General features: G+C 68.6%; 11 protein-coding genes, 1 tRNA gene and 1 riboswitch. Of the genes, 5 read left to right on the top strand and 7 right to left on the bottom strand.

Annotated features, from left to right (window positions below):
- The first annotated feature begins 77 nt into the window (after positions 1–77).
- From EX20_RS16410 to EX20_RS16425, 4 genes are all read left to right on the top strand, one after another.
- Complete coding sequence (locus EX20_RS16410) at positions 78–467, top strand: DUF2946 domain-containing protein (protein ID WP_014722652.1); 390 nt, start codon at positions 78–80, stop codon at positions 465–467.
- Between the two features lie 128 nt (positions 468–595).
- Positions 596–2,980 (top strand): TonB-dependent receptor, encoded by a 2,385-nt coding sequence (locus tag EX20_RS16415; RefSeq protein WP_034194125.1) that lies wholly within the window; start codon positions 596–598, stop codon positions 2,978–2,980.
- Positions 2,968–4,245, top strand: a complete 1,278-nt coding sequence (locus EX20_RS16420) for a sialidase family protein (RefSeq protein ID WP_034194126.1) — start codon at positions 2,968–2,970, stop codon at positions 4,243–4,245. The genes EX20_RS16415 and EX20_RS16420 overlap by 13 nt, the downstream gene beginning before the upstream one ends.
- The gene (locus EX20_RS16425) at positions 4,242–4,727 is read left to right on the top strand and encodes a TlpA family protein disulfide reductase (RefSeq protein ID WP_011883757.1); all 486 of its coding nucleotides are present in this window, start codon (positions 4,242–4,244) and stop codon (positions 4,725–4,727) included. Before EX20_RS16420 ends, EX20_RS16425 begins: the two co-directional genes overlap by 4 nt.
- 85 nt (positions 4,728–4,812) lie before the next feature.
- On the opposite strand, the gene EX20_RS16430 is transcribed toward EX20_RS16425, so the two are convergent.
- From EX20_RS16430 to pepN, 4 genes are all read right to left on the bottom strand, one after another.
- A complete protein-coding gene (locus EX20_RS16430) occupies positions 4,813–5,067 on the bottom strand; it encodes a GlsB/YeaQ/YmgE family stress response membrane protein (protein WP_006476609.1) in 255 nt (84 codons plus the stop codon).
- Positions 5,068–5,468: 401 nt separating this feature from the next.
- Positions 5,469–5,544 (bottom strand) — tRNA-Thr (locus EX20_RS16435).
- Positions 5,545–5,755: 211 nt separating this feature from the next.
- The gene (locus EX20_RS16440; RefSeq protein ID WP_011883759.1) at positions 5,756–6,769 is read right to left on the bottom strand and encodes a class 1 fructose-bisphosphatase; all 1,014 of its coding nucleotides are present in this window, start codon (positions 6,767–6,769) and stop codon (positions 5,756–5,758) included.
- Between the two features lie 214 nt (positions 6,770–6,983).
- Positions 6,984–9,677, bottom strand: a complete 2,694-nt coding sequence (gene pepN, locus EX20_RS16445) for an aminopeptidase N (RefSeq protein WP_034194127.1) — start codon at positions 9,675–9,677, stop codon at positions 6,984–6,986.
- Between the two features lie 186 nt (positions 9,678–9,863).
- On the opposite strand from pepN, the gene EX20_RS16450 reads away from it, so the two are divergent.
- On the top strand, positions 9,864–10,565 hold the full coding sequence (locus EX20_RS16450; RefSeq protein WP_011883763.1) for a DUF4136 domain-containing protein: 702 nt from the start codon (positions 9,864–9,866) through the stop codon (positions 10,563–10,565).
- A 60-nt stretch (positions 10,566–10,625) separates the two neighbouring features.
- Here the strand turns inward: EX20_RS16450 and EX20_RS16455 are convergent, their stop codons facing one another.
- From EX20_RS16455 to EX20_RS16465, 3 genes are all read right to left on the bottom strand, one after another.
- Positions 10,626–11,198: a TMEM165/GDT1 family protein gene (locus tag EX20_RS16455; RefSeq protein ID WP_011883765.1), complete on the bottom strand. Its 573-nt coding sequence runs from the start codon at positions 11,196–11,198 to the stop codon at positions 10,626–10,628.
- A gap of 94 nt (positions 11,199–11,292) precedes the next feature.
- Positions 11,293–11,414, bottom strand: a riboswitch (yybP-ykoY riboswitch).
- Between the two features lie 92 nt (positions 11,415–11,506).
- Complete coding sequence (gene guaD, locus EX20_RS16460) at positions 11,507–12,823, bottom strand: guanine deaminase (protein WP_014722658.1); 1,317 nt, start codon at positions 12,821–12,823, stop codon at positions 11,507–11,509.
- 431 nt (positions 12,824–13,254) lie between these two features.
- Positions 13,255–14,280, bottom strand: coding sequence for an adenosine deaminase (locus EX20_RS16465; protein WP_034194128.1), 1,026 nt, complete (start codon positions 14,278–14,280; stop codon positions 13,255–13,257).
- Positions 14,281–14,291: the final 11 nt, after the last annotated feature.

Genomic DNA, 14,291 nt, shown 5'->3' on the forward strand with positions numbered 1-14,291 from the left:
CCGACTATTGCGCCGCGCAGGATCGGCAACGATCGGTCCGCTTGTTATACTTCGCGCGCACTTTTTCCTCGACCGCGATGACACGAAAGACGCGATGGATCGGCCTCGTCTGGCTGGCGCTGGTACTGAACGTACTGTCGCCAGTCATCGGCTATGCGCGCGTCGCGGCGAGCGGTTCCGGCGCGCTTCCGCTCGAGCTGTGCAGTGCGGCCGGCGCCCACCGCGTCGTGTTCGCACCGTCCGCCGACGAGCAGGGCACGGCGTCGTTCGACCATGCCGCCGTACCGCACTGCGTGTACTGCCCGGGCTTCGCGTCGAACGTCGCGCTCGCCACCAGCGTGCCTGTCTTGCCCGGCTTCGTGCGCGCGTTCGCCTACCGGGCCGTCGCACCTGTCGTGCCCGATCGTCCCGGGCAGCCTATCCGACTCGCGCAGCCGCGCGGCCCGCCTGAAAACGTCCCGATCTGATTGATATCGTCCGCGCGCCTCGACGGCGCGCGTGCCGCCCGCGGGCGCGTTCCGCGCGCCACGCCTCACGCGCGCGCTGCGTGCGCTCGCGTGCTGCGGCATTCGGTCACGTTTTCAGGAATTGATCCATGTCGTTCACCTTCGCCGCGCGCCCGCCGCGCGGACGGCTCGCGCTCGCGTGCGCGACCGCTTTCGTATGGCCGCTCGCGCAAGCGGCCCCGATCGACGGCGCGTCCGCCGATCCGACCTCCGGCGCGACGCGCGTGTCCGCCGACGGCGTGCCGTCCGCTGCCGTACCCACGCCCGCACCCACGCCCGCACCCACGCCCGCACCCACGCCGACCGGCGACACGCTCAGCGCCGTCAGCATCACTGCCCAGCGCCAAAGCGTCGATCCCGACACGCCGGCCGTCGTCGAGTCGATCACGCGCGAGCAGATCGACTCGCACACCAACACCAGCACCGAGGACGCGCTGAAGTACGCGACCAACCTGATGGTGCGCAAGCGCTACATCGGCGACCGCAACAGCGTGTTCGCCGGGCGCGACTTCAACGAGCTGCAGAGTGCGCGCGGGCTCGTGTATGCCGACGGCCTGCTGCTGTCGAACCTGCTCGGCTCGAGCTACGCGTATCCGCCGCGCTGGTCGCTGATCGCCCCCGACGACATCGCGCGCGTCGACGTGCTGTACGGCCCGTTTTCCGCGCTCTATCCGGGCAACGCGATCGGCTCGACCGTGCTGCTGACGACGCGCAAGCCCGACCGGCTCGAGGCGTCGGTGTCGACGCAGTTCTTCACGCAGCGCTATCGCGACGGCTACGGGTTCGCGGACAGCTTCGGCGGCAACCATCAGACGGCGAGAATCGCGAACCGCATCGGCAGGTTCTGGTTTTCGCTGTCGCTCGACCGGCTGGAGAACGATGGCCAGCCGATGCAGTATGCGAGTCCCAATGCCGCGTACAACCCGCGGCTCGGCGCGGCGGTGCCCGTGACCGGCGCGGCCACCGACATCGGGCCCAACGGCAAGCCGCGCACGATCGTCGGCGCGCAGAACATCGAGCGGACCGAGCAGCTCAACGGCACGGTGCGGATGGGCTATGCGTTCACCGACCACGTCGATGCGACCCTCACGCTCGGTCACTGGGAAAACCACTACCGGCAGCACGGCGCCACCTTCCTGCGCGACGCGGCCGGCAATCCGGTGTACGGCGGCAACGTGTCGATCGGCGGCCGCAACATGACCGTCGCGCCGAGCGCATTCGCGCCGCAGCGCGGCGACCAGGAGAACTGGCTGTACGCGCTCGGGCTGAACGGCCGGCTCGATTCCGGCTGGAGGCTGTCGGGCGTGGTGTCGGCCTACGACGTGTCGCGCGACGTGCTGCGCGCCGCGTCGACTGCACAAGGCGGTGCGGGGACGCTGTTCGACGGCAACGGCACGGGCTGGCGCACGCTCGACCTGAAGGCCGAGGCGCCGGACGTGCACGGTCATACGTTCACGTTCGGCTATCACTACGACAACTATTTCCTGCGCAACGTCACGTACAACACGGCCGACTGGCTGGCCGGGCCGAGCGCGTCGGTCGCGAGCGTCTACCGCGGCGATACGCGCACGCAGGCGCTGTTCGCGCAGGACGCGTGGCGGTTCGCGCCCGGCTGGCTCGCGACGCTCGGCCTGCGCTACGAGCGCTGGGACGCCTACGGCGGCGCGCTCGGCAACGGGAGCGCCACGCTCGGCTACGCCGACCGCGGCGCGAATGCGCTGTCGCCGAAGGTCGCGCTGCAATGGGACGCCACCGACGTGTGGCGCTTCCGCCTGTCGTTCGCGACGGGCACGCGCTTTCCGACGGTCGGCGAGCTGTTCCAGGGGACGATCTCGAACAACGCGATCGTCAACAACAACCCGGGCCTGCGGCCGGAAAAGGCGATCGACTGGGATTTCACGGCCGAGCGCGACGTCGGCGTCGGCGTGGTGCGGGCGAGCGTGTTCCAGAGCGACCTGCGCGATTCGATCTACAGCCAGACGACGGTGTCGGGCGCAACGACGGTCACCAATATCTCGAACGTCGACCGCGTGCGCGTGCGCGGCGTCGAGCTCGCATTCAGCGGCCGCAACGTCGGGCTGCGCGGGCTCGACATCGACGCGAACGTGTCGGCGAGCAACGCGCAGATCCTGGCCGATGCCGCGAATCCGGCGTACGTGGGGTCGCGCTTTCCGCGCATCCCGCGCGTGCGCGCGAACCTGCTCGCGTCGTACCGCTTCGACGAACACTGGCTGGGAAGCGTCGGCGTGCGCTACTCGGGCCGCCAGTTCAACACGCTCGACAACAGCGACGTGAATCCCGACGTGTACGGCGGCACCAGCAACTTCACGATCGTCGATCTGAAGGCCCGTTACAGCTTCGACCGTCACTGGAGCGCCTCGGTCGGCATCGACAACGTGACCGACCGCCGCTACTACGTGTTCCATCCGTACCCGGGCCGTACCTTCTTTGGAGAATTGAAATGGTCGCTGTGAAATCGTTCGCGGCAGCTTGCGCGTTGTGGCTCGCAACGCTGTCGTGCGCCGCCGCGCACGATCTGCGGGATACGCACGCCGCACCGCAGGTGGCCGATCCGCATGCCGCGCACATGAGCATGCAGCCGGCGCCGGCGCAGCAGAAGCCGCCGCTCGCCACCGGCACGGCGTTCGATGCGCGGCACCGGCTGTGGGTCGCATGGGTAGAAGGCGCGCACGTCGTCGTCGCGCACTCGGATGACGCGGGCCGCACGCTGTCCGCGCCGGTCACCGTCAACGCGATGCCCGAGCCGATCTACACCAGCGCGGAAAATCGGCCGAAGCTCGCGACGAGCCCGGACGGCCGCGCGGTGTACGTGTCGTGGTCGATGCCGCTCGATGCGCCCTACACGGGGATGGTGCGCTTCTCGCGTTCGCTCGACGGCGGCGCGACGTGGAGCGTGCCGATCACCGTGCATCGCGACCGTCAGGCGATCACGCACCGCTTCGACATGATGGCCGTCGACCCGGCCGGCAACATCGCGATCGCGTGGATCGACAAGCGCGATCTCGTCGCGGCGAAGGCGGCGGGGCAGTCGTACGACGGCGCGGCCGTCTACTACGCGGTGTCGCGGGACGGCGGCGCGTCGTTCGAAGCGGAGCGCAAGGTGACCGACCACACGTGCGAATGCTGCCGGATCGCGATGGCCGTCGATCCGGCCGGCCGCATCGAGGCCGTATGGCGCAACGTGTTTCCCGGGCAGATTCGCGATCACGTGCTCGCGGTGCTGCCGATCGCGGCATCGGAGCCGGTCGTGCCGTTGCGCGCGACCTTCTCGAACTGGCGGGTCGACGCGTGCCCCGAGCACGGGCCCGCGCTCGCGATCACGCCGGACGGCACGCGCCACATCGCGTGGTTCGGCGTGGTCGACGGCCGCGCCGACGTGTTCTATTCACGCATCGACGCAGACGGCCGGCCGCGCGGCACGCCGTGGGCGTTCGGCGCGAATCCGGCGGCGCCGGCCGAACAGGCGTCGCATGCGGCGCTCGTCGCGCGCGGCGACGTCGTGTGGCTCGCGTGGAAGGCGTTCGACGGCGACACGATGCACATCAGGCTGCGCCGCTCAGACGATCGCGGCGAGCACTGGTCGGCGCCGCGCGACATCGCGTCGACGTCCGGCGCGAGCGACAACCCGCAGCTGCTCGACGATGCGGGCCGCATCTACGTGTCGTGGCGCACGCGTAACGACGGCTATCGTCTGATTCCGGTGGAGGGCGCGCAATGAAGCGAGGGTGGATCGTGGCGCTCGGCGCGCTGCTCGCGAGCGTGCCGGCATGGGCCGGCGAACTGCAGCCGCTGCGTGCGGCCGAGGTCGCTAAGCTGTACGCGAGCGCGCATGAGCGGCCGCTCGCGGTCGAGATCTGGTCGCTGGACTGCGGATACTGTCGCGAGAACGCCGCGCATCTGGTGGCGTGGCAGCGCCGGCATCCGGACGTGCGGCTCGCGATGGTCGCGCTCGACGCTTACGACGACAGCGCTGCCGCGCTCGCCCACGCGCTCGCGCAAATGAACTTGCCGCCGCAAGTGGCGCAATACGCGAACGCGGAGCCGATGCCCGAGCGGCTGCGCGCGGCGCTCGATGCGGGATGGCGAGGAGAAATGCCGCGTACCGTGTGGATCGGCCGCGACGGTGTGCGCGACGCGCGCAGCGGCTTGCTGACGTCCGACGTGCTGGACGGCTGGCTGCGGCACGGCAACGGCCGCTGACGAGGACGGCGGCGCGCGAAGGGCTGCGCGCCGCGTCTCGGTGGGCCAGAAACGAAAACGCGCCCGAAGGCGCGCGAGAAGATCGTCAGGCCGCGCGCCTGAATAGCCGGATCACGAACAGCAGGATCACGGCGCCGATCACCGCGACGATCACCGAGCCGATGAAGCCGCTGCCGATGCTGATGCCGAGCAGCCCGGCAAGCCAGCCGCCGATCACCGCGCCGACGATGCCGACGATGATGTCGACGATCAGCCCGAACCCGCCGCCCTTGACCAGCAGGCCGGCGAGCCAGCCGGCGATCGCGCCGATGATGAGCCACATAATCAAGCCATGAGTCATGGTGATCCTCTCCTTGTGTTTGAGTCGAAATGACCGGACGCCGGCTGTTCTGCCGCATGCTGCTTGAAGGCGACAGTGCGACCCGCCGCGCCGCCTTCGCAATGTAACGCGATAGACGGGTCGGAATCGTTAAGTAATGTTATGCACGCTTAAACGCTTTTTCCAGCAGATTCGCCGGCTCACCGGGCGTGGTGCGTGGGAGAGGAGAGCGGTGTCGGGAGCGATGCTGGCTGAGCGGCGGCTGCTGCAACGTGGCGCACGGCAAGGTGTCGCAGCGGCAATCACGCGGCTGCGTAGCGCAGGCTGAATGAGAGGGAGAACGGGCGCACGCGGTGTTGCACGAACGTGGGTCGGAAAAAAGAAAAGGCCTGACGAGCATTACTCGTCAGGCCTTTATGTCTTGGTGCCGGAGATAGGAGTCGAACCTACGACCTTCGCATTACGAATGCGCTGCTCTACCAACTGAGCTACACCGGCAGCAGAGAAATGAAATTATATGGTCAAGTCCGAGATCTTGGCAATAGGTTTTGCGAAATTTTTTCAGCTTGCTGCTGCTTCTACTTCGCGAAACCGTCGATCCGGCGGGCTTGCCGCTTTCACTTCACTACGATGCGGCTTGTGAGGGCCGCATCGCGAAGGCGCGATTCTACTGAGGTCGCGCGCCTTCGTCCAGTGCTTCGATGCAAATTTATTTGCCTTCGTTGTGATAGGCGGTCACGCGCTCGACTTCGTTCTTCGAGCCGAGGAACACCGGCACGCGCTGGTGCAGGCCGGTCGGCTGCACTTCCATGATGCGCTGCGTGCCCGTGGTCGCCGCGCCGCCTGCCTGCTCGACGATGAACGACATCGGGTTCGCTTCGTACATCAGGCGCAGCTTGCCCGGACGATCGGGCGTGCGCTTGTCGGCCGGATACATGAAGATGCCGCCACGGTTCAGGATGCGGTGCACGTCGGCCACCATCGACGCGATCCAGCGCATGTTGAAGTTGTCGCCGCGCGGGCCTTCCTTGCCGGCGTTCAGTTCGGAGACGTAGCGCTGCACCGGCTCGTACCAGTGGCGCGCGTTCGATGCGTTGATCGCGTACTCGCGCGTGTCGGCCGGGATCTGCATGTTGCTTTGCGTGAGCACCCACGATCCGACTTCGCGGTCGAGCGTGAAGCAGTTCACGCCGTTGCCGGTCGTCAGCACGAACACCGACTGCGGGCCGTACACCGCGTAGCCGGCCGCGACCTGTTCGGTGCCCGGTTGCAGGAACGATTCCTCGGTGGCCTGCTTGCCGTGCGGGCAGCGCAGCACCGAGAAGATCGTGCCGATCGACACGTTCACGTCGATGTTCGACGAGCCGTCGAGCGGATCGAACACGAGCAGGTATTCGCCGCGCGGGTAGTTCGCGGGGATCGGGAAGAACGTTTCCATTTCCTCCGACGCCATCGCGGCGAGGTTGCCGCCCCATTCGTTCGCGTCGAGCAGGATCTCGTTCGACAGGATGTCGAGCTTCTTCTGCACTTCGCCCTGGACGTTCTCGCTGCCGGCGGTGCCGAGTGCGTCGCCGAGCGCGCCCTTCGACACGTTGTAGCTGATCGCCTTGCACGCGCGGGCGACGACTTCGATCAGCAGCCGCAGGTCGGCGGGCAGGTTGTTGGTCTCACGCTGCTGCTCGATCAGGAACTTGGACAGCGTGGTGCGGCGGGCAATGGACATGACAGACTCCGAAAGGCCAAAGAATCCTTGAATTGCCGCAATTTTACCCGGCACGCCCGTCGCGCCGCCGCCTTTTTTCGTCCGGTTACATGGACGCGACGCGCCCGTGCGGCGGCCCCGCCCGAGCCTGGCCGGTGTGGAGCCGATGAAAAAGCCGGCGCCGCAACGAGGCGGCGCCGGCTTGGTCGCAGCGGCAGGCGATGCGTCGCGCGCGTTATGCGAGCGCCTTCTCGACGATCTCGCGCACGTCGCGCGATTTCGCGCCGGCCGCGACCTGCTCCAACGCTTCGCGCATGCGGTTGCGCAGCGTCGGCGTGAAGCGGCGCCACAGTTCGAGCGAGCGGGCGAGGCGCGCGGCGACCTGCGGATTGATCGCGTCGAGCGCGAGCACCTGCTCGGCCCAGAACGCATAACCCGAGCCGTCCGCCGCGTGGAACTGCGCCGGGTTCGCCGCGCAGAAGCTGAAGATCAGCGAGCGTGCGCGGTTCGGATTCTTCAGATTGAACGCGGGATGCGCCATCAGGTTGCGGACCTGCGCGAGCGTCGGCCGCGCCGGCGTGCCGCGCTGCGCGGCCTGCATCGCGAACCACTTGTCGATCACGAGCGCCTCGTTCTCGAAGCGGCGGTAGAAGTCGCCGAGCGCGCGCTCGGCCGCGTCCGTCGCACCGGCCGCAGCGCCCGCCAGCAGCGCGCCGAGCGCGGCGGCGCGATCGGTCATGTTGTTCGCCGCGTCGTACTGCGCGGTGGCGATGCGCACGGCTTCGGCCGGATCCTCGAGTTCGGCGAGATACGCGAGCGCGAGGTTCTTCAGCGCGCGGCGGCCGGCCGCGTCGGGCGTCGGTTCGTACGCGCCGGGCGTCTGATGCTGCTCGTATGCGGCCAGCCACTCGGCGCGCAGCGCGGTCGCGAGCTGGCGGCGCACGAACTGGCGCGCGCGGTGCACGGCGGCCGGGTCGGCTTCGGCCATCTGGTCGGCCAGATAGGTTTCCGACGGCAGCGTCAGCGCGAGCTCGCGGAACGCGGGCGACAGGCTGTCGTCGGTCAGCACGCGGCGGAACGCGGCGATGAAGTTCTCGCCGAGCGCGAGCGGCTCGTTCGCTGCGGCGCGCGCGGCGAGCGTGAGCAGCGCGCGCGTCGCGAGACGCTGGCCGGCTTCCCAGCGGTTGAACGGGTCGCTGTCGTGCGCGAGCAGGAACGCGAGATCGTCGTCGCTGTAGTCGTACTCGACGATCACCGGCGCCGAGAAGTTGCGCAGAAGCGACGGCAGCGGCTCTTCCGCCACGTCGACGAACGTGAAGGTCTGCTCGGCGGCCGTGAATTCGAGCACGCGCGTCGTGCCCGACGCCGCGGCTTCGCCGTCGAGGCGCAACGGCAGATCGCGGCCGTCGCGGCCGATCAGGCCGAGCGCGAACGGAATCAGCAGCGGCCCTTGCTGGGTCGCGCGCGCGGCCGGCGACGCGTCGCCGTAGCCCTGCGCGAGCGTGATCGTATAGCGTCGCGCGGCCGCGTCGTAGGCGGTGCGGACCGACACGCGCGGCGTGCCGGCCTGGCTGTACCAGCGCTCGAATTGCGCGAGGTCGCGCCCGTTCGCGTCGGCCATCGCATGCCGGAAGTCGTCGCAGGTGACCGCGTGACCGTCGTGGCGCTTGAAGTACAGGTCCATCCCCTTGCGGAAGCCGTCGCGGCCGAACAGCGTCTGGTACATCCGCACGACTTCCGAGCCTTTCTCGTAGACGGTCATCGTGTAGAAGTTGTTGATCTCGACATAGCTTTCCGGGCGTACCGGATGCGCCATCGGGCCGGCGTCCTCGGCGAACTGCAGCTGGCGCAGCACGCGCACGTCCTCGATGCGCTTGACCGCGCGGGCCGCCGACGCGACGTCGTCGCCCGCGGCCATGTCGGCCGAGAATTCCTGGTCGCGGAACACGGTCAGGCCTTCCTTCAGGCTCAGCTGGAACCAGTCGCGGCAGGTCACGCGATTGCCGGTCCAGTTGTGGAAGTACTCGTGGCCGACCACCGATTCGATGTTCGCGAAGTCGGTGTCGGTCGCGGTCTCGGGGTTCGCCAGCACGTACTTCGTGTTGAAGATGTTGAGCCCCTTGTTCTCCATCGCGCCCATGTTGAAGTCGCCGACCGCGACGATCATGAAGCGGTCCAGATCGAGCTCGAGGCCGAAGCGCCGCTCGTCCCAGCGGATCGAATGGATCAGCGAATCCATCGCATGGCGCGTCTTGTCGAGATCGGCCGGTTCGACCCACACCTGCAGCAGTTTTTCCTTGCCCGAGCCGGTCGTGATCTTCTCCTCGATCGCGACGAGCTTGCCCGCGACGAGCGCGAACAGATAGCTCGGCTTGCGGAACGGGTCTTCCCATTTCGCGAAGTGGCGGCCGTCCGGCAGCTCGCCCGAGTCGACGAGGTTGCCGTTCGACAGCAGCACCGGGTACGCGGCCTTGTCGGCGCGCAGCGTGACGACGTACGACGCCATCACGTCCGGCCGGTCGACGAAGTAGGTGATGCGGCGAAAGCCTTCGGCTTCGCACTGCGTGAAGAAGTTGCCGCTCGAGACGTACAGGCCCGACAGCGTGGTGTTCTGGTCCGGCGCACATGCGCTGTCGAGCGTGAGCTCGAACGCGTCGGGCACGTTTTCGACCGTCAGCCCGTGTTCGTGCGCGCGCACCGCGCCGTACGGCGCGCCGTCGAGCCGTGCGCCGAGGAAGTCGAGCGCTTCGCCCATCAGCTCGAGATGCGGTGCGGGCGCGGCGTCCGGGTTGCGGCGCACGCGCATCGTATTCCTGACGACCGTGCGAGCCGGTGCGAGATCGAATTCGAGTGCGACGGAGTCGATGAGGAAGGCCGGCGGCGTGTAGTCGGCGCGGCGGATCACGGTGGAGGAAGCGTTGTCGGACATGGTCGTCGAGGTGGGTGGAATGGGGATCGGGCCCGCGGCGCGGGCCGGGCGAGTCGGGTCATTGTACAAAGGCTTGCGCCCGCGTGCCGCGCGAACTTTTTGCCGGCTCGGGGAGTCCGCGTATCATCGGCATCCCGTGCGCTTCGCGCGGTGCGACGTGCGGGTGACGGATCGACGAGGATCGACATGAAACGCGAATGGATACGACGCGGTGCGGGCTGGGCGGCTGCGCTGGCCGTGGCGCTGCTGACCGGCTGCACCAGCTACGTGACGACGCAGGTCACGGCCTTCTCCGACTGGAGCGGCAGCGACGCGACACGCACCTATGCGTTCACGCGCACCGACGCGCAGAAGCAGAGCATCGAGCAGTCGACGTACGAGCCGATCGTCGCGAACGAACTGTCCGCCTATGCGTTCCGGCAGGTGCCGGCCGCGCAGGCGCGCTACCTGGTGGGGCTCAGCTATGGCGTCGGCAGCGATCTGGTGACGGTGCCGCAGCCCGTCTATTACGATCCGTGGTTCATCGGCCCCGGGCCGTACTGGCGCGGCGGGCCCTGGGGGCCATGGGGCCCGTGGGGACCGATGCCGGCCGGCTACGTCGCGCAGACCTATCAGGTCTACGACTACACGCTCGGCATCCGCATCACCGAGCGTGCGACCGGCAAGGAAGTCTATAACGTGACCGCACGCACCACCGGCGACAACGGTGCGCTGCTGTACGCGATGCCGTTCCTCGCGCGCAGCGCGCTCGCCGATTTCCCGCTGTCGAACGGCGCGATCCGCACGGTGCGGCTGCCGGTCGACAAGCATGGCGGGCCGGCCGCGCCGGCTGCCAACGAGCGCGCGGTGCCGGCGGTGCCGGCCTCGGCTGCGGCGGTCGCGAAGTAACGCGCGCGCCGCACGGCCCACACGAGCGCGGCCGAGGCGCCGCGCCGCGGCCCGCTTGCTTCAGGAGCCGACGCCCAGCAACGCCAGCGCGCCGAGCACGACGAACAGCACGGCCGCGATGCCGTGTACCAGCTTGGTCGGCAGCCGGTGCGCGAAGCGGTCGCCCAGCAGGATCGCCGGCACGTTGGCGAGCATCATCCCGAACGTCGTGCCGGCCACCACGCCGAGGTAATCGTGGAAGCGCGCGGCGAGTGCGACGGTCGCGATCTGCGTCTTGTCGCCCATCTCCGCGAGAAAGAATGCAACGAGCGTCGCGCCGAACACGCCGAGCCGCGAGCGCGTTGCGCTCGCTTCGTCCTCGTCGAGCTTGTCCGGTACGAGAATCCACAAGCCCATCGCGATGAACGAGAACGCGAGCGCCCAGCGCATGATCGACGGCGTGACGAGCGCGCCGAGCCATTCGCCGAGCGCGCCGGCGAGGCCGTGGTTCACGAGCGTCGCGGCTAGCACGCCGAGAATGATCGGCACGGGCTTGCGATAGCGCGCGGCCAGGACGAGCGACAGCAGTTGGGTCTTGTCGCCGATTTCAGCGAGAGCGACGGCGCCGGTGGAGATCAGGAAGGCTTGAGACACGTATGGGGTTCCACGGGCCGAGGTTGTGCGTGCGAGCGACGATTCGCCGCGCGCCGGGCCCTGATGCGGCGCGCAGTGAACCATCGGTCTCGCCAGGCCACGGTGGCTGCGTCCGCCATGGCCGAACGGCCAAGTCTGTTGACGGACGCCTCCGTCACGATGCGCGCCGGTGGCGCGGGACATCGAGCGGAGCGGCTACTCCCCAATGAGCGGCGAATTCTAGCACGGCAACGCGCGCGTGCGGCGCGCCTGCGGCTGCGCCGGCGCCGGCTGCCGCGTGGGCCGCGCCGGTGCCGGCAGCCTATGTGTCAGGCGGCGGCCCGGCGTGCGGCGCCGCGCTCGTGCACGAGCCGGCCGGCCGCGTAGGTGCGGTACACCGCGCGATCGTCGCCGAGCAGCGCGAACGCGAACAGCAGCTCCTCGAGCGACTCGGCGCGCTGCGTGCGGCGCGCGAGCAGCGGCGTGGCCTGTGGGTCGAGCATGATGAAATCGGCTTCGCTGCGCGGCGCGAGCGTGCCGACCGTGTCGGCCAGATCGAGCGCCTGCGCGGCGCCGGCCGTCGCGAGCCAGAACATGCGCGTCGCGGTCAAGTGATGGCCGGACAGACGCGCGACCTTGTGCGCCTCGTTCATCGTCTGCAGCATCGAGAACGACGTGCCGCCGCCGACGTCGGTGGCGAGCGTGACGGGCACGTCGAATTCGCCTGCCTTGTCGAAATCGAACAGCCCGCTGCCGAGGAAGAAGTTCGACGTCGGGCAGTGCGCGACCACGGTGCGCGTGTCGGCCATCCGCCGGCGGTCCTCGTCGTCGAGGTGGATGCAGTGGCCGTACACGGCGCGCGGGCGCAGCAAGCCGTAATGGTCGTAGATGTCCAGATAGCTGCGATGGCCGGGGAACAGCTCGGCCGCCCATTTCACTTCATCGACGTTCTCGGCGACGTGGCTTTGCACGAACACGTCCGGATGGCGGCGCGCGAGCTCGCCGCAGGCTTCGAGCTGCGCTTCGGTCGAGGTCGGCGCGAAGCGCGGCGTGAGCGCATACATTTGCCGCCCGTTGCCGTGCCAGCGGCCGATCAGCTCGGCGCTGTCGTCGTAGCCCGACTGCGCGGTGTCGCGCAGGAACTCTGGGCAGTTGCGATCCATCAGCACCTTGCCGGCGATCATCCGCAAGTCGCGCGCGTCGCTCGCCGCGAACAGCGCGTCGGCCGACTGCTTGTGCACCGTGCAGTAGACGAGCGCGCTCGTCGTGCCGCATGCGAGCAGCTCGTCGAGGAAGAACTCGGCGACCTCGCGCGCATGGTCCGGATCGGCGAAGCGGCGCTCGGTCGGGAACGTGTACGTGTCGAGCCACGGCAGCAGGCCGGGCGCCGGCGACGCGATCATGTCCGTCTGCGGGTAGTGGATGTGCGTGTCGATGAAGCCGGGCACGATCAGCTTGTCGCGCAGGTCATGGACGATCGCGTCGCGCGCGAGCGTCGGCGCGAGCTGCGCATGCGCGCCGTGCGCGACGACCTTGCCGTCGTCGACGATCAGTAGGCCGTCGGTCTCGTAACGGGCGGCCTGGCTCGACTGCGCCGGATCGCCGTTGAAGGTCAGCAGCTGGGAACGGAAAGCGGTTTGCGTCATCACGAATGGTCCTGCATCAAGGTAAGGCGAACAGAAGAAAACGGTCGGTGCGGCCGACGGCATCGGTCGGCCGCGCCTGCATGCGCATGCGTGTCGCGACGACGAGCATGCACGCGGGCCGCGATGACGCGTACGCGCGGGAAGGGCGCGGCCGATAGCGCCGGGCTGCCCGCAGCCGGCGGCGTGCCCGCTGTTGCTCGCGCCGCCGCAGCGGGCCGCACGACGCACCGCGCCGGCGACCTTCGGTGCGCATCGGTGCGCACGGCCGTTTCCGTCCGGCCGACGCATGCGGCGAGGTCCGGGCTCATGCTCGCCGGGCGCGTCGCGTGCGCTCCGTGCGACGCGTCCGCCCGACTGAGCGCCGAGCCGTGCATCGCGAAGCGGATGTCGTTGCGGCGTTTCATCTGTCTAGCGAACCTCGATGCGGGCCGTCATCCGGCGTGCCAGTACGCGTCGAGCCGCGCGATCAGCGCGTCGCGCTGTGCGGCATCGACGAACGACGCTTCGAAGCCGTTGCGGATCACCGCGTAGACCTCGCCGTCCGTCAATTGCAGGCCGTCGACCGTCGCGAAGTAGTTGTCGTTGACGTAACCGCCGAAGTAGGCCGGATCGTCGGAATTGATGGTCACCGCGACGCCGCGGTCGAGCAGCGCCTTCAGCGTGTGCTTGGCCATGTCGTCGAACACGCACAGCTTCAGGTTCGACAGCGGGCACACGGTCAGCGCGACGCGCGTGCGCGCGAGCCGTTCGACGAGCGCCGCATCTTCGATGCTGCGCACGCCGTGGTCGATGCGGTCGACCTTGAGCACGTCGAGCGCTTCGTAGATGTAAGCGGGCGGGCCTTCCTCGCCCGCATGCGCGACGAGCTTGAGGCCGAGCGCGCGCGCCTTGTCGAACACGCGCGCGAACTTCGTCGGCGGATGGCCGAGTTCGGACGAGTCGAGGCCGACGCCGATCAACCGGTGCCGATAGCGCTCGAACAGCGGCAGCGCCGCTTCGAACGTCGCGAGCGCATCGTCCTCGGACAGATGGCGCAGGAAGCACAGGATCAGCTTGCTCGACAGCCCGCGCTGCTCGGCGTCGGCGAGCGCGCGGTCGATGCCGGCGACGACCGTCTCGATCGGCACGCCGCGTTCGGTATGCGTCTGCGGATCGAAGAACAGCTCGGTGTGCACGACGTGGTCGGCGAGCGCGCGTTCGCAGTACGCGGCCGTCATGTCGTAGAAGTCCTGCTCGGTGAGCAGCACGCTCGCGCCCGCATAGTAGATGTCGAGGAACGACTGAAGGTCGGTGAACGCGTATGCGGCCCGCAGCGCGTCGATCGACTCGTACGCGAGCTTCACGCCGTTGCGCTGCGCGAGCGCGAAGATCAGCTCGGGCTCGAGCGAGCCTTCGATATGGATGTGCAGCTCCGCTTTCGGAGCGCGTGCGATCTTGTCCTTGAATGTCGGGGTCATGGCGTCGTTCT

It is taken from the genome of Burkholderia sp. WP42 (assembly GCF_000745665.1).
Taxonomy (GTDB): Bacteria; Pseudomonadota; Gammaproteobacteria; order Burkholderiales; family Burkholderiaceae; genus Burkholderia; species Burkholderia vietnamiensis.

Bases quoted from the DNA above. Each gene is read 5' to 3' on its own strand.
- pepN (WP_034194127.1), bottom strand. From the start codon at position 9,677: ATGTCCGACAACGCTTCCTCCACCGTGATCCGCCGCGCCGACTACACG.
- EX20_RS16440 (WP_011883759.1), bottom strand. From the start codon at position 6,769: ATGTCCATTGCCCGCCGCACCACGCTGTCCAAGTTCCTGATCGAGCAG.
- EX20_RS16430 (WP_006476609.1), bottom strand. From the start codon at position 5,067: ATGACTCATGGCTTGATTATGTGGCTCATCATCGGCGCGATCGCCGGC.
- guaD (WP_014722658.1), bottom strand. From the start codon at position 12,823: ATGACGCAAACCGCTTTCCGTTCCCAGCTGCTGACCTTCAACGGCGAT.
- EX20_RS16465 (WP_034194128.1), bottom strand. From the start codon at position 14,280: ATGACCCCGACATTCAAGGACAAGATCGCACGCGCTCCGAAAGCGGAG.
- EX20_RS16420 (WP_034194126.1), top strand. From the start codon at position 2,968: ATGGTCGCTGTGAAATCGTTCGCGGCAGCTTGCGCGTTGTGGCTCGCA.
- EX20_RS16415 (WP_034194125.1), top strand. From the start codon at position 596: ATGTCGTTCACCTTCGCCGCGCGCCCGCCGCGCGGACGGCTCGCGCTC.
- EX20_RS16410 (WP_014722652.1), top strand. From the start codon at position 78: ATGACACGAAAGACGCGATGGATCGGCCTCGTCTGGCTGGCGCTGGTA.
- EX20_RS16450 (WP_011883763.1), top strand. From the start codon at position 9,864: ATGAAACGCGAATGGATACGACGCGGTGCGGGCTGGGCGGCTGCGCTG.
- EX20_RS16425 (WP_011883757.1), top strand. From the start codon at position 4,242: ATGAAGCGAGGGTGGATCGTGGCGCTCGGCGCGCTGCTCGCGAGCGTG.